The organism is Clostridium sp. AUH-JLR23 (assembly GCF_964238065.1).
Classification (GTDB): Bacteria; Bacillota_I; Bacilli_A; order Erysipelotrichales; family Coprobacillaceae; genus Allocoprobacillus; species Allocoprobacillus merdigallinarum.
Genome location: NZ_CAXSKY010000021.1, coordinates 12,716 through 32,612 on the forward strand (window position 1 = coordinate 12,716; position 19,897 = coordinate 32,612).

At 28.6% G+C, this 19,897-nt stretch carries 18 protein-coding genes and 1 pseudogene; 18 read left to right on the top strand and 1 reads right to left on the bottom strand.

Going from position 1 to position 19,897, the window contains the following annotated elements:
- Positions 1–89: 89 nt before the first annotated feature.
- Positions 90–417 (top strand): annotated as a pseudogene (locus ACESR5_RS10205) (recombinase family protein); the annotation flags it as partial.
- A gap of 70 nt (positions 418–487) precedes the next feature.
- On the opposite strand, the gene ACESR5_RS10210 reads toward ACESR5_RS10205, so the two are convergent.
- Positions 488–1,954, bottom strand: coding sequence for an IS1182 family transposase (locus ACESR5_RS10210; protein ID WP_373155479.1), 1,467 nt, complete (start codon positions 1,952–1,954; stop codon positions 488–490).
- Between the two features lie 204 nt (positions 1,955–2,158).
- Between ACESR5_RS10210 and ACESR5_RS10215 the strand changes: the two genes are divergently transcribed.
- From ACESR5_RS10215 to rfbB, 17 genes are all read left to right on the top strand, one after another.
- A complete protein-coding gene (locus ACESR5_RS10215; RefSeq protein WP_373155482.1) occupies positions 2,159–2,425 on the top strand; it encodes a recombinase family protein in 267 nt (88 codons plus the stop codon).
- A gap of 203 nt (positions 2,426–2,628) precedes the next feature.
- Entirely contained in the window at positions 2,629–3,084 is a 456-nt protein-coding gene (locus ACESR5_RS10220; RefSeq protein ID WP_373155485.1) for a hypothetical protein, read from the top strand.
- A 395-nt stretch (positions 3,085–3,479) separates the two neighbouring features.
- Positions 3,480–5,351 (top strand): polysaccharide biosynthesis protein, encoded by a 1,872-nt coding sequence (locus ACESR5_RS10225; protein ID WP_373155488.1) that lies wholly within the window; start codon positions 3,480–3,482, stop codon positions 5,349–5,351.
- Between the two features lie 232 nt (positions 5,352–5,583).
- Entirely contained in the window at positions 5,584–6,096 is a 513-nt protein-coding gene (gene loaP, locus ACESR5_RS10230) for an antiterminator LoaP (protein WP_373155491.1), read from the top strand.
- A 34-nt stretch (positions 6,097–6,130) separates the two neighbouring features.
- Complete coding sequence (locus tag ACESR5_RS10235; RefSeq protein ID WP_373155494.1) at positions 6,131–6,745, top strand: sugar transferase; 615 nt, start codon at positions 6,131–6,133, stop codon at positions 6,743–6,745.
- Complete coding sequence (locus ACESR5_RS10240) at positions 6,742–7,527, top strand: NAD-dependent epimerase/dehydratase family protein (protein ID WP_373155497.1); 786 nt, start codon at positions 6,742–6,744, stop codon at positions 7,525–7,527. The genes ACESR5_RS10235 and ACESR5_RS10240 overlap by 4 nt, the downstream gene beginning before the upstream one ends.
- Positions 7,517–8,629 (top strand): glycosyltransferase family 4 protein, encoded by a 1,113-nt coding sequence (locus ACESR5_RS10245; RefSeq protein ID WP_373155500.1) that lies wholly within the window; start codon positions 7,517–7,519, stop codon positions 8,627–8,629. Before ACESR5_RS10240 ends, ACESR5_RS10245 begins: the two co-directional genes overlap by 11 nt.
- Before the next feature lie 3 nt (positions 8,630–8,632).
- Positions 8,633–9,427, top strand: coding sequence for a glycosyltransferase family 2 protein (locus ACESR5_RS10250; RefSeq protein ID WP_373155503.1), 795 nt, complete (start codon positions 8,633–8,635; stop codon positions 9,425–9,427).
- 1 nt (position 9,428) lies between these two features.
- Positions 9,429–10,874 (top strand): O-antigen polysaccharide polymerase Wzy, encoded by a 1,446-nt coding sequence (wzy, locus tag ACESR5_RS10255; RefSeq protein WP_373155505.1) that lies wholly within the window; start codon positions 9,429–9,431, stop codon positions 10,872–10,874.
- Positions 10,862–11,818: a glycosyltransferase family 2 protein gene (locus ACESR5_RS10260; protein ID WP_373155508.1), complete on the top strand. Its 957-nt coding sequence runs from the start codon at positions 10,862–10,864 to the stop codon at positions 11,816–11,818. The genes wzy and ACESR5_RS10260 overlap by 13 nt, the downstream gene beginning before the upstream one ends.
- 2 nt (positions 11,819–11,820) lie before the next feature.
- Positions 11,821–12,771, top strand: coding sequence for a glycosyltransferase family 2 protein (locus ACESR5_RS10265; protein ID WP_373155511.1), 951 nt, complete (start codon positions 11,821–11,823; stop codon positions 12,769–12,771).
- A gap of 5 nt (positions 12,772–12,776) precedes the next feature.
- Positions 12,777–13,676 carry a glycosyltransferase family 2 protein gene (locus ACESR5_RS10270; RefSeq protein ID WP_087297850.1) on the top strand — a complete coding sequence of 300 codons (900 nt, stop codon included), beginning with the start codon at positions 12,777–12,779 and terminating at the stop codon, positions 13,674–13,676.
- Positions 13,677–13,690: 14 nt separating this feature from the next.
- Complete coding sequence (locus ACESR5_RS10275; protein ID WP_373155513.1) at positions 13,691–15,124, top strand: flippase; 1,434 nt, start codon at positions 13,691–13,693, stop codon at positions 15,122–15,124.
- The gene (locus ACESR5_RS10280; RefSeq protein WP_087297848.1) at positions 15,121–16,032 is read left to right on the top strand and encodes a beta-1,6-N-acetylglucosaminyltransferase; all 912 of its coding nucleotides are present in this window, start codon (positions 15,121–15,123) and stop codon (positions 16,030–16,032) included. The genes ACESR5_RS10275 and ACESR5_RS10280 overlap by 4 nt, the downstream gene beginning before the upstream one ends.
- The gene (gene glf / locus ACESR5_RS10285) at positions 16,022–17,119 is read left to right on the top strand and encodes a UDP-galactopyranose mutase (protein WP_373155518.1); all 1,098 of its coding nucleotides are present in this window, start codon (positions 16,022–16,024) and stop codon (positions 17,117–17,119) included. The genes ACESR5_RS10280 and glf overlap by 11 nt, the downstream gene beginning before the upstream one ends.
- 598 nt (positions 17,120–17,717) lie before the next feature.
- Positions 17,718–18,854, top strand: a complete 1,137-nt coding sequence (locus ACESR5_RS10290; protein ID WP_373155521.1) for a hypothetical protein — start codon at positions 17,718–17,720, stop codon at positions 18,852–18,854.
- 3 nt (positions 18,855–18,857) lie between these two features.
- Positions 18,858–19,895, top strand: a complete 1,038-nt coding sequence (rfbB, locus tag ACESR5_RS10295; protein WP_373155524.1) for a dTDP-glucose 4,6-dehydratase — start codon at positions 18,858–18,860, stop codon at positions 19,893–19,895.
- Positions 19,896–19,897: the final 2 nt, after the last annotated feature.

The following is a 19,897-nucleotide window of genomic DNA, read 5'->3' on the forward strand; positions in this document are numbered from 1 at the left end:
CGTTTTTTTGATTATACTAAATATGGCAAGAATGCTCTTTTGATATTTCATTGTAACTCATTTTCTATAGTTAATAAGGAGGACATAAATTGAAAAGAAATATATATGGGTATGTCAGAGTGTCGTCTAAAGATCAATGTGAAGACAGACAATTACTAGCATTAAAAGAATTTGGGGTTGTGGAGAGGAATATATATATATACGGATAAAATCAGTGGGAAAAATTTTAATCGACCACAATATCATCGTTTAATGAAAAAATTAAAACAAAGGGATGTCGTTGTTATTTTATCTATTGATAGATTAGGAAGAAATTATGATGAAATACAGAATCAATGGAGAATTATTACAAAAGAAAAACAGGCTGATATTGTTGTCTTGGATATGCCATTATTAGATACAAGAAAAAGTCAAAACAATGATTTGACTGCAGACTGTTGACAAAGTGGTAGAATTTTTTATTAAATCTACCACTTCTTTTATTTTTTTATGAAAATTGATAAATTTGTATTGTTTTCCTTATATTTCCTTCTTTTTTATTGGGTGAGGGAATATTTATGAGTCCTTTCCTTTTCTTCATTCTCGCTAATTTGCCTAAATTATGGCAGCCAAAAATAATCAACGATTCCTGTTGATTTTTCTTCAGTCCTTTTAATCTTGTGAATCTTAGTCCATGCTTTTCTTTGCAATCTGCATAGACTCTTTCTATCGTCTCTTTTCTTAGTGGATAGATGTCTTTCCATTCTGGTGTATATCTATTCTCATCTGCTATTTCTCTATATTCCTCCCATACATGTCTTGTGATGACCTTCTGATGATTTTTGCTCTGTGTACATTTTTCTAAAAATGGACATCCTTCACAGTCCTTTGGATTTGATTTGTATTCCCTGTATCCTGATCTGTTTGTTGTAGTATATTTCAAATCCTTGTTATTGGGGCATATATAAATATCCAACTTTTCATCATAGACATATTCATATTTCTTGAAGTATCCTTTTTTTGTCATGGGTCTTTTATATGGCATATATGCTCTGATTCCATCTTCTATGATTTCTCGACATATTGCTGGTGTCATGAATCCTGCATCTAAACTGATGTTATGTATTAAATCTCCATAGGTGTTCAACAGCTTTCTATATGCATCATGAAAAACAACACTATCGTGCTGATTGCCTGGTGCCACTGTATTATGCAGTACAAATCCGTGTCTATCACAGAATGTTAGATTTGTATATGCAAAGCATTTCTGTTTTTCTCCCTTATGAAAGCATCCGCTTTCCGGATCTGTCTTGCTTACCTTTATTGATTTTGTTCCTTTTCCTTCAATGAGTTCACCTGTTTCTTCGTCATATGCAAGTTCTATACCCTTTGTTTCCTTTATTGGCTTTTTCTCAGGGGCTTTTCTATCCTTGTTGATTTCCTCCAGAAGTTCATCGTCATAGTATTTCTTTACTATTTCTACAACCTTATTTTCATGTTTTCTATTATTGGCATTGGCCTTTCGATGTGTTCCATCTCCAAATACCGTATCAAGATCCACAAAATCATATGCGATGGCTTCTTCAATAATTTTTTTGAAAATCTCATCGAAAACTTCAGAATCTCCATATCTTCTGATGTAGTTCTGTGACCATGTTGAGTAGTTTGGAACCTCATCATCAATGGACAACCCTAAAAACCATCTGTAGGCAAGGTTCACCTTTGTTTCTTCACATGTTCTTCTCATGGAATGAATACCAAATGCAAAGTTGATAAAAAGCATTTTAAAAAGTACCACCGGATCAATACTTGGTCTGCCAAAAGAACTATATAAAGGTCTAACGAGAGGATATATGAAATTCCAGTCAATAGCTTCTTCAAGCTCTCTTACCTTGTGATCCAATGGTACTAATTCATCTATAGTACTCAAAATCAAGCTGTCATTTTTTCGATTGTTTAAACATGTCATTGCCATAATATTTTACCTCCAAATATGCATTTACATTATACCATATTTTCATGATATAGTGGTAAAATAAAAAGTCGTGGAGCCTCAAAATTTGCATATTTGGAACGAAGTCATCCACGACAATAGATATAATACCATATATTTTTCTATTTGAAAACTAAAAGCTGTTGACTTTTTACTTTGTCAACAGCCTGAAGTCAAAACAATGATTTGACTGGAACATTTATTGCAGATTTAGTTTTACAGATTCTTGCCTATGTTGCACAAATTGAGCGAGAGAATATTAAACAAAGGCAAAAAGAAGGAATTCATGCGGCTAAGTGTAGAGGTGTACAATTTGGTAGACCAAGGAAAAATATCCCTGATAATTTTGATGATGTAAAAGGAAAGTGGGAAAAAAGTGAAATTAATTCTCGGCAGGCTGCTCAAATATTAGGAATCTCTCAAAACACATTTTTAAGATGGTCACATGAGTAGATATATAGAGATTTTATTTTGTAATTTTGCCTTTAAAAAGTAGACATTTTCACGCATACTTTTTGTTTTATATTTCATCAAAAATCGTAAATTTTTTTATATTTTTTTACTCATGAAAAGCTTATTTTTATTATAAATTCATTGAACGATAATGTCTACTTTATCATTCGTTTTTTAGTTTATGGAGAAAGGTGTTGGAAAATGTGTCGTTTATGACGAAAGAAATGTATTTTACAATTGCACTTTTATCATATGAAAATGGTGTGATCTGTGGTGATTTACATAGTCCAGTTTTAAAGAAAAGTATCCAGTTTCAAAATTTAACAGAACTGATATTAATGATGGATCAAATCATGCAAGATTTTAATATTCCTGAATATGATGAAAGATATCATCATGTGATCATAAAAAATCAATTACTTGATGTTGAATTGGATTATCAGGAATTAAAACAAGATAATTTTGAAAAGTATTTAAATCGTTCATTAATGTATCCTAAAAAGAGTAAAGATATTTTTATGGTGAAAGTGATGTATAGGCAGAACAATACATGGCAAGGAAAAATCACATGGCTTAGAACAAATAGAGTTAGATTTTTTAGGAGTGAGTTAGAATTAGCAAATCTCATATATTCTGTGATTGATAAATATCATAAATAATATATTCATTTTGTTGTTATTTAGTTAGGATAAACATGAGCACTATTTTTAATGCCCTATTAGATTTATGTAGATAAAATGAGAATTGTTTTTTATGTTTATAATTTACAAAATAGAGATAAAATAAGGTATATGGGTATATCTTTGATTGTTTCATATAAAATATATGGATGATATATAGATGAAGGGATAAAAATCTGAATTTATTATAATGAAGGTTTTTTATCTTTTTATTTTGATAAAGCGTTCAAACAGATAATAGATAATTGGGATGATGATGAACAATGAAGATGATGGATATTGTGTTGAAATATGTCGGTAAATTGGTTATAATGGCATTGATAGTTACTATTTAGTCATAAGTTATGCTAAAATAAAATTTGGGAGATGGATATATGTTACATGTTTTTTTTGAAAATGCCATATACAGAAAACATAGGGAAAAATTATTATTGATATTAGATTTATTGATAGTATTGTTTTCTTATTTGATTGCTTATTGGTCAAAAAATGATTTTCAATTAAGAACTATGCAACTTGGATTAACGGGAACTGAAGTTGCAGTGGGGCTTTTGGTATTATTGATTGTATATACATTTAGTTTTGCTTTTTTTAAAGTCTATAAAAGTTTATGGAAATATATTGGGGTAGATGAATTATTAAGATTAACTGCTTCTAATATATTAGCGATGATTATTGTGATGTTTTTATCACAACTTTATTTTGGCATGTTTTCATTGATTAGTTTAGAGTTGATTGCTGGAGTTTATGCATTGATTATTATGTCAGGAGTGAGAGTTTTATATCGCTTGCTTAGACGTTATAGTTTGAAGAAAAATGCTAAAGAAGTGAAAACAATTATTATTGGTGCAGGGGATGCTGGAAACTTATTATTAAGAGAATTAAGACAGAACAATAGTTTGAATTATAAAATTGTTGGTTTTATTGATGACTTTAAGAAAGATTTAATGATTGGTGGGTATCCTATTTTAGGAACAACTGAAGATTTAGCAAAGATTAAAAGTAAGTACAATATAGAAAGTGCTTTAATTGCTATATCACATGTGAATCAAAAAGATTTAAGACGTATTTATGATGAATGTGTGAATAATGGTTTAGATACAAAGATTATGAATTTTCAATTTAAGAACAATACGAAAAATAATAGTGTTGTTGCCGATATTAAGATTGAAGATTTATTAGGTAGAGGTGAAATTCATCTTGATCAAAGTGAAATCAGTTCTTATTTACAAGATCAGGTTGTTGTTGTGACAGGAGCTGGTGGAAGTATTGGTTCTGAGTTATGTCGTCAGATTGTGAAATTTCAACCTAGAAAATTGGTTATGATTGATATTAATGAAAATTCTTTATATATGTTAGAACAGGAATTTAGACGTCATATTGAACATGGTCAAATGAGTCAGAATATTGAGATGAAATCATTGATTGCATCTATTAGAGATAAAAAAGCCATTGATGAAATATTTAGTAGATATCATCCAGATGTTGTTTATCATGCGGCAGCACATAAACATGTGCCATTAATGGAAACAAGACCTATGGAAGCCATTAAAAATAATGTGTTTGGAACAAATAATGTTATACATTCATGTATTGAACATAAAGTGAAAAGATTTATTATGATTAGTACAGATAAAGCTGTTAATCCTACAAATGTTATGGGAGCAACAAAACGTATGACAGAAATGATTTTACAGGCTAATGGTCATAATGGTGTTACAAAAATGGCAGCTGTTAGATTTGGAAATGTATTAGGTTCTAATGGTTCAGTTATTCCTATTTTTAAAGCACAGATTGCTGAAGGAGGACCTGTCACATTAACAAGTAAAGAAATTATACGTTATTTCATGACAATTCCTGAAGCTGCACAACTTGTTTTACAGGCAGGATATTATGCTGATCAGGGAGATATATTTGTTTTAGATATGGGGGAACCTGTTAAGATTTTAGATTTAGCTGAAAAGATGATTAGATTAGCAGGATTAAAACCTTATGAAGATATTGAAATAAAAGAGATTGGTCTTAGACCAGGAGAAAAAATGTTTGAGGAGTTACGCTTAGACGGTGAAGATACAACACGTACAAAGAATGATTTGATTTATAAGAATGCACCAATGGATATATCTGTTGAAGATATTGATGCAAGATTAAGTCAATTACATAATGTGATTTATAAAGAAAATGTAACTCCATCAGAAATAAAAGAAACAATTTTGAACTTAATTATTTCTGATAAAAATTCTTAACGATGATATTACATTTTTATACAGTTGCAATCTGAATAAAATTGTAGTATTATGTCTTTGGTTTTATAAAGGATAATAGAGAGTTATCCGTCAGGAATGCTGTAGAGGGAAATCGTTGCCTTGTCACGTTTGTCTTGAAGTATGGTCATAGATGTGTGATACGTTGAACATTTTTTTTAATCAAAAACATGTTCAACAGGCGAAGCCTACCCTTTTTAAGGAGGTCATGGAAATGAACTGGTATGTCATGCAGGTCAGAAGCGGTCATGAAAGGGAGATTGCCGACAGATGTCGATTTCTCATCTCGAATGACATCCTTCACGAATGCTTCATTCCCGAGTTTGTCGCAAGGAAAAAGTTTAGAGGAGTCTGGCAGGATGTCAGATGCGTGCTCTTTCGGGGATATGTTTTCATGATTACTGAGCATATAGAAGAGCTCTATGTGGAGCTTAAGAAGATACCAGATCTCACCAAGATCATTGGAAAGAAGAAAGATGTCATCTATCCTTTGGAAGATGGTGAGGTAGAGTTTTTGAAGAGGTTTGCTGGAGATGACCATCTGGTGGATATGTCGGTAGGATTCATCGAGGGAGAAACGATACACATCAGCGAAGGACCACTGAAGGGATATGAAGGAATGATAACGAAGATAGACAGGCACAAGCGCATTGCCTATATCAGTCTGCATATCTTCGGCAATGATACAACAGCAAAGGTAGGACTAGAAATCATAAGCAAGAATTAGACAATTCTTGTTTTTTTATTGGGAGGGAAAACAAGTGTATAAGCACTTCTTGAAACGTGTTATAGATTTTATACTTTCGCTGATTGGACTTATTGTATTAAGTCCTGTTTTTATTATCCTGTGCATATGGATCAAGCTTGACAGCAAGGGACCTATCTTCTTTAGACAGAAGAGAGTTGGAAAGAATAAAAAGCATTTCAACATATTAAAATTCAGAACAATGTATATAGATACACCAAAGGATATGCCAACGCATATGCTATCCAATCCAGACCAGTATATAACAAAGGCTGGAAAGTTCCTGAGAAAGACATCGCTTGATGAACTGCCACAGATCATCAATATATTAAAAGGAGAAATGGCTATCATTGGTCCAAGACCTGCATTATGGAATCAAGATGACCTGATAGCTGAAAGAGATAAATATGGAGCCAATGACATCAAGCCAGGACTGACTGGATGGGCACAGATCAATGGAAGAGATGAACTTGAAATTGATGTCAAGGCTAGTTTGGATGGATACTATGTAGAACATATGTCTTTTCCATTTGATGTGAAATGCTTCTTTGGAACAATCACATCCGTATTAAAGCATGAAGGTGTGGTTGAAGGTGGAACTGGTGAACTCCATAAGGAGGAAGAAGCATGAAGAGAATCCTGATTACCGGAAAGGACAGCTACATAGGAACAAGCTTCAAGAAATACCTTGAACAGTATCCAGATGACTATTACGTAGAAGAGTTGGATGTCAGAGATGACAGCTGGAAAGAGTTTGACTTCTCTTCGTTTGATGTTGTCTATCATGTGGCTGGCATAGCACATAAAAAAGAAGTTAGAGAAAATGAGCAGCTTTATTATCAAGTGAATAGAGATTTAGCAGTTGACATTGCAAAGAAAGCAAAGTCAGAAAATTTTCGCCAATTTATCTTTATGAGCTCAATGAGTGTATATGGTTTAAATTATTCAGATCAGCTTATTACGAAAGATACGAAATGTCATCCTCATACATACTATGGAAAAAGCAAATATGAAGCTGAATTAAAATTAAATGAATTAGATGAGGATAATTTCAAAGTATGTATTGTTCGACCACCAATGGTATATGGAAAAGGAGCTCCAGGAAATATGGAAAGATTATATAAAGCTGTCAGAAAGTTTCATATTTTCCCTACTCTTAGAAATGAGAGAAGCTCAATATCTATAGAGAAGCTATGTCAGGATATAAAAGAATATATAGATGAGGATAGTCAGGGATTATATCTGCCACAGAACAAGGAATATATGTGTACGGTTGATATGATAAGAAGACAGATGAAGGAAGAGAATGTCAAAGTATTTTATCTATCAATATTTAATCCTATTATTCGACTATTTATTGGAAAAGTAGGAATTATTACAAAATGTTTTGGAGATTTGAGATATGAAAAATAAGAAAAAAGTCTTATTTGTTGCACATGTAGATAGTCATATACAAGCTTTTCATATTCCATTTTTAAAAATGTTTCATGATTATGGATATGAAGTTCATGTAGCTTCTCATGGAGAACATGTTTTTGAATCTTGTGATATTAAACATGACCTTCCTTTTGAAAGAAATCCATTTCACACTCATAATTTAAAAGCTTTACGACAATTAAAAAAAATTATAAATCAATACAATTTTGATATTATTCACTGTCATACACCTGTAGGTGGTGTTATTGCTCGTATTGCAAATAGAATGAGCAAGCATTATAAAAGTACAAAAATGATTTATACTGCACATGGTTTTCATTTTTTTAAAGGAGCTCCTTTAAAAAATTGGGTAATTTATTATCCAATTGAAAAAATATGTTCTCACTATACTGATATTCTTATAACCATTAACAAAGAAGATTATAAAATTGCACAAAAATTTAAATTGAAAAAGACCGGAAAAATTCAATATGTGCCTGGTGTAGGAATTGATATGGATAAAATAAACTCTATTCAAGGAAATAAGAAAAAGTTATGTGAAGAATTACAAATACCTATAGATTCCGTATTATGTTTATCTGTAGGAGAACTCAATGAAAATAAAAATCATAAAGTTGTTATAGAATGTCTCCCTAATTTACCAAATCATATTCATTATCTTATTTGTGGAATTGGTAATATGAAAGAGAATTATGAGCAATTAGCAAAACAACTTCATGTGTCTAATAGATTACATTTACTAGGATATAGAAATGATATTATTGAAATCATGAAATCTTGTTATATTTTTTTATTCCCCTCTAAAAGAGAAGGCTTATCTGTTGCCTTAATGGAAGCAAAAGCTTGTGGATTAGTTTGTATAGCCAGTCGTATTAGAGGAAATACTGATCTCATATCTCATCAAAAAGATGGATATCTTCTGGATTTATCTCAATTCCAGGAAGATGCGATAGATATTATTTTAAACCAGCAAGATGATTTTCCTAATATTATTCAGAATAGTTTAAAATCTATGGAGACATATAGTTTACAAACTATATTAAAAGAAATGAAAAAAATCTATGGATTGGAGTTTTAATGGATGGTAATGATTTCTGTGATAATGAGCGTATATAATGATGCTAAATATCTTGAAAAATCAATTCAATCAATTTTAAATCAAACTTTTGAAGATTTTGAATTTATTATATGCAATGATTGTTCAACTGATTCTAGTTTATCGATAATACAAAAATATCAAAAACTAGATTCAAGAATTAAAGTTATTAATCATTCAACTAACTTAGGTTTAGCTGCATCATTAAATGAATGCATACAAATGGCAACAGGTCAATATATTGCAAGAATGGATAGTGATGATATTAGCTATATAAATAGATTAGAAGTTGAATACAATTTCTTATTAGAACATAAAGAGTATGCTGTTGTAGGTGCAAAGAGCATAACCATTAATGAAAACGATGAACCATGTAAAGAATTTATTATTCATCCTTATGAAGTCAGTTTATCAGATGCAATAAAAAAGACCCAAATTATTCATCCTACTGTACTTATGAAAAAGGATGCATTACTAGCTGTGAATGGTTACACAGTCAATCAATTAACACAAAGAGCTGAAGATTATGATTTATGGTGTAAGCTTTTGTCAAATAAATTTAAAATATACAATTTGGATATTCCTCTTCTCTATTATAGAGAAAGTTTTTTTTCTATAAAAAAGAGAAAGTATAAATATAGATTACAAGAAGCAAAATTAAAGTTTTATTGGATGAAAAAAGAAAATGTTTCTATTCGTTATTATCTTTATGCATTAAAGCCTCTAATTGTTGGTTTGATACCAACGAGAATAATGAATATATATAAAAGGAAGATTTGAGATGAAAAATTATTTACTAAGTCAAAAAGAAGATATTTTGAAATATAAAAATTTGTTGTGTATAGAAGTCATTTTATGCTTGCTAGGGGGTGGAACGCTTCTCATTTCTCATCAACAAACCTGGTTTATTATCTTCTTTTTAATTACTTTGCTTCAACTTATTATACATATTGTTTCTTTTTTTCAATTAGAAAAAAAGTTAATTACTTTTCCAATTGTATTTTTTATTTTAAGCTATGTCTTTAATTATGGTCATATCCCAATTAAAGCTTTCAATATGGATTTTGGAAATAATGTCCTTTTTCCATTATGGTATATTCGATTTGATGTTTATAAAGAAGCAGCCGTATTTACTTTGTTATCACAAACAATGCTTTTTATAGGATTGTTTTTTTTCTATAAATATATGATGAAAAAACATTCAAATTCTTATACAAACCATGCAATATTTAATATTTCTTTAAAGAAAATACAAATAATTGGTATCATTTGTTTTTTGATTGGAATTATCCCTACCTTATATATCGATGTATCACGTTTAATATTATTTTTTCAGGGTGGTTATACAAATACATTTAATTTAAATGTTCACGATTTTGTAGAAGTCATCGCTAATTTCTTTAATTTTTCAGTTTTTGCTTTGATTATTGGCTTTTCTAATAACAAGAGAATTGCCAATACCATATTTTGCTCAACTATCATATATAAAGTGATTATGATGTCAAGTGGTGGTCGAGGAGAATCTATTGTATTTTTAGTAGGATTGTTTATTGTTTGGGAAAACCTCGTATACAATCTATCAGGAAAACAAATTATTTATTTAATTTTACTTGGATATTTTGGATTAGTTTTATTGAATTTTATAGCAAATGTAAGAAATATATCAGGATTTCATCTAAATGAAATTGCCGATGTTTTTTTATACTCATTAACTGATAATCAGATTGTCATGGCACTATCTGAATTTGGATCGACATTTTCAACTGTGTGTTTTACTATCGCTTCAAAACCTGGACCAACATTTGGTTTAAATTATATTTTACCAATTATTTTAGTTTTACCTAACATTGGTGGGTTTAATGCTAATGTAGTCAATCAAATGATTTATACCAATCATATCAACACATATAATCAACCCATCGGAGGTTCGTATGTAGGAGAACTGTTTTATTCGTTCCATTGGGCTGGTTTTCTTTTTGCTTTAGTATTAGGAATTCTTCTAGGTTATATATATTATCGAATTGTTATTTCTAGAAAAAATAAAAAGTATTTTCTTTATTTGTTGGCAACATATATCACGCCTCTCCTGTTTTTTTGGATTAGAGGATACTTTGGTGCAATATATAGAGAATACATATGGCATTGTGGATTTGCGATATTACTTGTCATCGTTTTTGAATATTTATCTAAAAAATATAAAAAAGGAGAATTAAAATGGTTGAAGTAAGTATTATTGTTCCAATATATAATACAGAAAAATATTTAAGAAAATGTATTGACTCATTATTAAATCAAGATATAGATAATTATGAGATTTTACTTGTTAATGATTCTTCACCAGATAATTCTCAAACTATAATAGATGAATATGAAAAGAAGTATCCAAACATAGTAAAGGGATTTGTTAAGGAAAATGGTGGATTAGGTGATACTAGAAATTATGCCATTCCTTATGCAAAAGGACAATATCTTATGTTTGTAGATAGCGATGATTATATAAAAGAAAATAGTTTGAAGAAATTAACGTCTTTCATGAAAGAAAAAGATTTAGATATTTTAGTTTTTGATTTTGTGAAAGTATATAATGATGAGAAATTTGTTCATGAAAAAAGTATGAATAATGTTTCATCAACAGATTACATTTTATCTACGCCAAATGCATGTAATAAAATGTTTAAAAGATCATTATTTGTAGAAAATCAAATTATGTTTCCAACTAAAATTTGGTATGAAGATTTAGCAGTTATTCCTAGTTTAGCTAATTATACAAATAAAATTGGCTATATTCATGAGGGTATTTATTTTTATCAATTTAGAACTAATTCAATTATGAATCAAAATAAATATAATCCAAAAATTTTGGATATGATTGAAGCTATAGATAACTTGAGAAGGCACTTGAACAATCAATTTCCTGAAGAATTAGAATATCTGTCTCTACAACATCTTTTTTATGGATCTGCTTTAAAGTTATTACCATTAAAAAGATATGAAGAATTAGATAAATGTTTAAGTGATCATGAAAAATTTTATAATCATTGGAATCAAAACAAATATTATTTATTAAAGCCAAAGTTATATAAATTATTTTGTTATCTTTTATTTAAAAGACAGTTTACGTTTGCAAAATGGCTATTATTTTTTAAAGATTGTTTATTGAAAAGGAGTTAATCATGTTTTCAATAGTTATACCTATATATAATGTGCAAGACTATTTAAAAGAATGTTTAGAATCTATTATATGTCAAAACAAATCCAACATTGAAGTTCTATTAGTAGATGATGGATCAACAGATTATTCAAGCCAGATAGCTCAAAATTATGCAGATCAATATCCATATATTTTCAAATATTTAAAAAAAGAAAATGGTGGATTAAGTGACGCTCGAAATTATGCTATACCATATGCGAAAAATGAATATATATTTTTTATTGATAGTGATGATGTTATTACTGATAACAGTCTTGATCAATTAGAAAAAATCATTAATGACAAACATCCTGATTTAATAATATTTGATTATTTTAATAAATGGGAAACACAAAATGAAGTTGTTCACATTTCAAATCAGAAGAGTGGATTTATCAACAAAAAAAATTATTTATTAATGAATCCAGCTGCATGGAACAAAGTTATTAAAACAGACATCATCAAGAATAATCAAATATATTTCCCTAAAGGATTATGGTATGAGGATAGAGCAACAACAGCGAATTATATTAATTTTTGTCAAACAATTTATTACTTACATACACCATTGTACTACTATAGGCAAAGAGAAAATTCAATCATGAAGCAAAAGGATTATAATCCAAAGATGTTAGATATACTTACTGCCATGGAATATTTTGATAATCAGGTTTCTGATACAGATTTTAAAGATGAAAAAGAATATCTATTTATAAGTAATCTTCTTTTTCAAAACGCTCTAAGAATGATTCCTTTTATGCGCGTCAAAGAAATAAGACAATGTTACTTGAAATTAAAGAATCATTATCCAAATTGGAAAAAAAACAAATATTTTCAACAGCAGTCTAAAGGTTATAAAATTCTTTGTTATTTGATAAGCATGAAATGTTATCGTTTATCAAAAATTTTAATAGATTTAAAAATGAAAGGTTGAAGTTAATGAATAAAATTGTAGCTATAATTGTCACATATAACCGTAAAGTTTTATTAAATGAAGCTATAGATGCTTTATTAAATCAAACTTTCAATCAATTTGATATTTATATTGTTGATAATGCCAGCACAGACGGAACTTATGATTATATTCAACAAAAAATTGATCAGTTTCAAAATATCTCTTATATGAATACTGGCGAAAATCTTGGTGGTGCTGGTGGTTTCCATTATGGAATCAAAAAAGCAGTAGAACAAAACTATCAAAAAATTTGGATTATGGATGATGATACAATTCCTACCCCTACTGCTTTAGAAGAACTTATTAAAGCAGATAATATTTTACAAGATTATGGCTTTTTATGTAGTGATGTTAAATGGATAGATGGAAATCCTTGTGCTATGAATGTTCCTAACATTTCTAATAGTTGGATTTCAAATACACAATATCTTTCGTATGGTTTATTAAATGTTTCACAATGTTCATTTGTTTCTTGTTTCTTTTCATCTGATATAGTTAAACAAGTTGGATTACCATTGAAGGAATTTTTTGTTTGGGGTGATGATGCTGAATATACAAAAAGAATTAGTGAAGCAAAAGATTCATATTTTGTTTCTAAAAGCATAGTTGTCCATAAAATGAATAGTAATATTCCAACAGATATATCACAAGATTCTCCTGATAGACTCTTTAGATATAAATTTTCTTATAGAAATATGTACTACGTTAATAAGAAACAAGGAAATAAATTATCAATGCTCTTATATTACTATGGCATTTTCCTAGATATCAAAAAAATATTAAGAAGTCAACAAAGTGGAAAATGGAAAAAAATAAAGATTATTATTAAAGGCATAAGAGACGGTCGTAAATTCAAACCAAAAATTGAATATATAAATCAATAAAGGAGTTGAAATGAATGAAGAAAAAAATAACTGTAAACTATATCTTTAATCTTTTATATCAGATACTTGTTATTATTCTTCCATTAATAACAACTCCATATGTATCTCGTATTTTGGGTCCGGATGGAATTGGTACTTATAGCTATACAACCTCTATTGTTACTTATTTTATTCTTTTTGGTTGTATTGGATTAAATTTATATGGTCAGAGAGAAATTGCATATTACCAGAATGATCAAGAAAAGAGAAGTACTGCTTTTTTTGAAATTCTATTGTTAAAAATGTGTACTATGACTATTAGTATCATTATTTTTATAATGACCATTCAAATAATGAATCAATATAAAATTTTGTTTTATATCCAAATCATTGATTTGATTGCCAATATGTTAGATATTACATATTTTTATCAAGGAATTGAGGATTTTAAGAAAATCGTTGTTAGAAATGTGCTTGTTAAAATATTAGGAATTATTTGTATTTTTGCATTTGTAAAAGAAAAAAATGATTTACCTTTATATGCATTCATATATTCATTTTCCTTATTATTAGGAAATCTATCTATGTGGATAACAATACATAAATATGTTTGTAAAGTCCCGTTACGCTCACTTCAAATCAAAAAACACATAAAACCAACTTTGATTTTATTCTTTCCACAAATTGCTATTTCAATCTATACAGTTTTAGATCGATTCATGATAGGTTTGATTACTAATAATACAGCCCAAATAGGATATTATGAACAAGCTCAAAAAATTGTTAAATTAGCTTTAACTGTCGTTACCTCATTAAGTACTGTCATGTTACCAAGAATAGCTAATTTGTATGTTCAAAAAGATCAAGAAAAAATCATTCAATATACAGAGAATTCATTGATTTATACATTTTTAATTGCTTTCCCTATAATGTTTGGATTAATTGGAATTTCGTTTAATTTAATTCCTTGGTTTTTAGGATCTGAGTTTCTAGAGTCAGCGCAGATACTGATTATTACTTCACCAATAGTTGTATTTATTGGCATTAGTAATATACTTGGTTTTCAGTATTTGATTCCTACGCAACGCCAAAAAATATATACTATTTCTACAATTGTTGGGTCATGTATCAATTTAGTACTTAATTGTATTTTTATTCCTATCTTTTTATCTACTGGTGCTGCATTTGCTTCAGTTATTGCTGAATTGGGTGTTGTCGTTGTTCAAATGTGTAGTATTTATAAAGAAATAAATATGATAAGCGTCATTAAAAAATCCAAAAATTATATATTTTCTTCATTTATCATGTTTATTTTAATCTTTGCTTTATCTTTTATATTAGAACCAACCATGATAATGACATTAATTCTTATATTAATAGGTATTCTTATTTATTTTGGATTGTTATTTCTAGTAAAAGATAAATTGATTTTTGAAACACTTCATCAATTTAGGGAGAAATTAAAATGAGACATGCAATATTAATTACAACACATAATAATGAAGAAATTACACAGCATCTTTTAAAAGCATATGATGATGAAAATATCGATTTTTATATTCATGTTGATAAGAAAGCAATTCATTATAAGTATGATCTTATAAAAAATGTATGTCATAAATCTCAAGTTTATTTTGTAGATTCATTAAAAATATATTGGGGAACATATAATCAAATCAAATCTGAATTGATTTTATTACGTACGGCAATAAAAAAAGAATATGATTATTATCATTTGATTTCGGGGTGTGATATTCCATTATTTACCAAACAACAATTTCTAGATTTTTTTGAAAAAAACAAAGGAAAAGAATTTGTTGAATTTTCACCAGAAGAAATTGCTATAGAAAATAAAGTCATTGATAGAGTTAAATATTATTATATATTTATGAATTCAATTCGCAGTTCTCATGCAATTTTGAGAAAACCTCAAACTTTCATTAGAGAAACATTTTTAAAATTGCAAAAGTTTTTAAAAATCAATAGAATCGACAATCAACAATTTAAATATGGATCAAATTGGTTTGATATAACACATGACTTTGCGAAATATGTGATTGCATCCCAAAAATGGATAGATAAATATTTTAAGTATTCTTGTTGTGGAGATGAATTATTCTTACAAACTTTATTGTTTAATTCTAAATTTTCAAAAGATAACTATTATGACTTACCAAAAGAAGAAAGAAAAATTCAATTAGGTAGATATGTAGATTGGGAAAGAGGAAATCCTTATACTTTTGTAGAAGAAGATTATGAAGAAATTGTTAACATACATTCTTCTTTTTTTATACGAAAATTTGATTATAGTAAGGATTCAAAAATCGTTGACAAATTATTTCAAAATTTGGAAGGGAGTGAAATATATGAAATATGATTATTTAATAGTAGGAAGTGGATTATTTGGCAGTATCTTTGCTTATGAAGCTCATAAAAAAGGAAAGACATGTCTTGTTATTGATAAAAGAAGTCATGTTGGTGGAAATATTTATACTGAAGAAGTGGAAGGCATCAATGTACATAAGTATGGAGCGCATATTTTCCATACTTCCAATAAGATGGTCTGGGATTATATTCAACAGTTTGCTGAATTTAACAGATATACAAATAGTCCGATTGCTAATTATAAAGGTGAAATCTATAACATGCCTTTTAACATGAATACTTTCAATAAGTTATGGGGTGTTGTCACACCTGAACAAGCTAAAGCCAAAATCAATGAGCAGATTAAAGAATCAGGTATTACAGAGCCAAAAAATCTAGAGGAACAGGCTATTTCTTTAGTAGGAAAAGATATTTATGAAAAGCTTGTCAAGGGCTATACGCAAAAGCAATGGGGTAGACCATGTACTGAGCTACCATCATTTATCATTAAAAGACTGCCTGTCAGATTTACATATGATAACAACTATTTCAATGATTTGTATCAGGGTATACCAATAGGAGGATATACACAGATTATTGAAAAGATGCTTGAAGGTATCGATGTGAAAGTTAACTGTGATTTCTTTGAACATCGTAAAGAACTAGAAGAGATTGCAGATAAGATTGTCTTTACAGGGATGATAGATCAGTATTATGACTACTGCTATGGAGAACTGGAATATCGCAGTTTAAGGTTTGAAGAAGAGGTTTTAGATATAGACAATTATCAGGGAAATGCCGTTGTGAACTACAATGAATATGAAGTGCCTTATACAAGAATCATAGAGCATAAGCATTTTGAATATGGAACACAACCTAAAACAGTCATAACCAGAGAATATCCTGCAACATGGAAAAAAGGAGATGAACCCTATTATCCAATGAATGATGAGAAAAACAATGCCTTATATGAAAAATACAAAGCATTAGCACAGAAGGAAGATAAGGTTATCTTTGGTGGAAGACTAGGCATGTATAAATACTTTGATATGCATCATGTTATAGAAGAGAGCTTAAAATATGTTGAATTATATTTATAAAACATGGGAACGAATCAAAAATAAAATATTTCAACTGAGTCCATTACAACTATCTTTTATTTTTAATTTATTATGTTTAATACCATTTATATTAAGCCACACAATGAAATTTGAAACATCAGATGATTTTATAATGGAATTAATAGTATCAGGAGCATATAATAATCAACCATCTCCAGAAATTATGTTTATGCATATTTTCGTTGGCTATATACTCTCATTCCTATATGAAATATATGCACATATAAATTGGTATAGTTTATTCCAAATTGTTATTATATTTTTTTCATTGTTAGCTATATCATATATTTTTCTTTCTCAAAAAAAGACATTATTAACTATAACTCTTAATATTTTATTTCTATCTTTTGTGAGCGCTGACCTATATTTGTTAATGCAATTTACAAAAACTGCTGGTATAGCCATTATTGCAGGAGGATTGTTATTAATAATATATATTTTTGAGAAGTCTAATAAAAAGTATTTTTTTGGGGGAATGATATTTTTAGAAGTCGGTTTACTTATTAGACAGTATACTCTGTATATTACACTTCCATTTTTCTTTTTGATCATTTTATTCTATATCTATAGATATAGAATGAAAATCAAAAAAAACCTATTAAAAATATTTATATGCTGTATATCAGTACTAGGATGTTTTATAGGAAACACAATTACAGAAAAGATGTATGTAAACAGTCATTCTGATTATTCGGAATATAAAGAATATAATCAATTGCGAGCTCAATTAGTTGATTATCCTCATCCTGATTATTATGCAATAAAAGAAGAATGTCAAAAAATTGGTATTACTGAAATTGATTATCTGACATTTCTTCATTGGGATTTTGGAGATACCAGTTATTTTTCTAAAGAAAAACTCAAAGATTTAAATCAAATATTAGAAAAATATCATTCTGAGCATAGAACTGGATATAAAGATACACTCATAAAATTATTAGATCGAAACTATATGAATTACATTTTTGTATGGACAATTATTATTATCGGTATTTTATTTTTGTTATATCAAAGAAAAATGTTATTTATTTATCTTATATATATATTAGGATTTGTATCTTTGTTTTATGTTCTTTTGTATCGAGGCAGACTGGTATATAGAATTGAAAGTGTCATATTATTTACAGTCATCACTCATTTAATATATTTAATGATTTATTTTGCTAAAAAACAAAATAAAGATTATAAAAGTTTTTTACTTACTTTGTTGTCAATGATGGTTCTATTGAGAATACCTTTATATTATCAAAATGATTCAAGTTCTGTGTTTGATATTATGTATTATGCAAATGATAATTCATTGTCAAAATATAGAACAACATTCAATAAAGAGAATAATCAACACAATTTATTCAATGAAATTATAGGACATCGTGATAATATCTATCTTTTAGGATTTCAAACGACAGTACAAAGTATATATCTTAATTACAATATTCTTGATATTGTAGAACCTAATATATTTACAAATAGTCTTTTTTTATCTGGAACTGATACGAAACATCCAACAGTTGTAAAGATATTAGAAAACCAAAATGTTGAAGATACATTCGCCCTTTTAAATCACGAGAATGTTTATTTAATAGAAAATTATTATGTTGATGAAATAATAAATTTTATTAATCAAAGAAGTGATACGAAAAAGAAAAAAATATTTATAAAAGAAGTCGATGGATATCAAATATGGAAAATTGTAAGTGCTAAGGGGGAGTAAATAATGAAAATATTAGTAACAGGTGGAGCAGGATTTATTGGTGGTAACTTTGTCCATTATATGGTGGATAAATATCCTGAAGATATGATTGTCAATTTAGATTTATTAACTTATGCTGGTAATTTAGAAACATGTAAACCAGTAGAAGGAAAACCTAATTATAAGTTTGTTAAAGGTGATATTGCTGATAGAAAGTTTATCTTTGATTTATTTGAAAAAGAAAAATTTGATGTTATTGTCAACTTTGCAGCAGAATCACATGTTGATAGAAGTATTGAAGATCCTGAAAGCTTTGTCAGAACAAATGTTATGGGAACAACAACATTATTAGATGCTTGTAATCAATATGGAATCAAAAGATATCATCAGGTATCAACTGATGAAGTCTATGGTGATTTACCATTAGATAGACCAGACTTGTTCTTTACAGAAGAAACACCATTACATACATCTAGTCCATACAGTTCATCTAAAGCTGCTGCTGATTTATTTGTGTTAGCATATCATAGAACATATGGTTTACCTGTCACAATCAGCAGATGTTCTAATAACTATGGACCATATCATTTTCCAGAAAAACTTATTCCATTAATGATTTCAAGAGCATTAGCTGATGAATCATTACCAGTTTATGGAACAGGGGAAAATGTGAGAGACTGGTTACATGTTTATGATCATTGTGTGGCTATTGATTTAATCATTAGAAAAGGAAGAGTTGGAGAAGTCTATAATGTAGGTGGACATAATGAAAGAACAAATCTTCAGGTTGTTAAAACAATCTTAAAAGCATTAGATAAACCAGAATCATTAATCAAGTATGTAGAAGATAGAAAAGGACATGATTTAAGATATGCGATTGATCCAACAAAACTGGAAACAGAATTAGGATGGAAACCAAAATATAACTTTGATACAGGTATCCAGCAGACAATTCAATGGTATCTTGATAATAAAGAATGGTGGCAAAACATTCTTTCAGGAGAATATCAAAACTATTTTAATAAAATGTACAAAAATAGATTAGAAAAGGGAGAACAATAAAG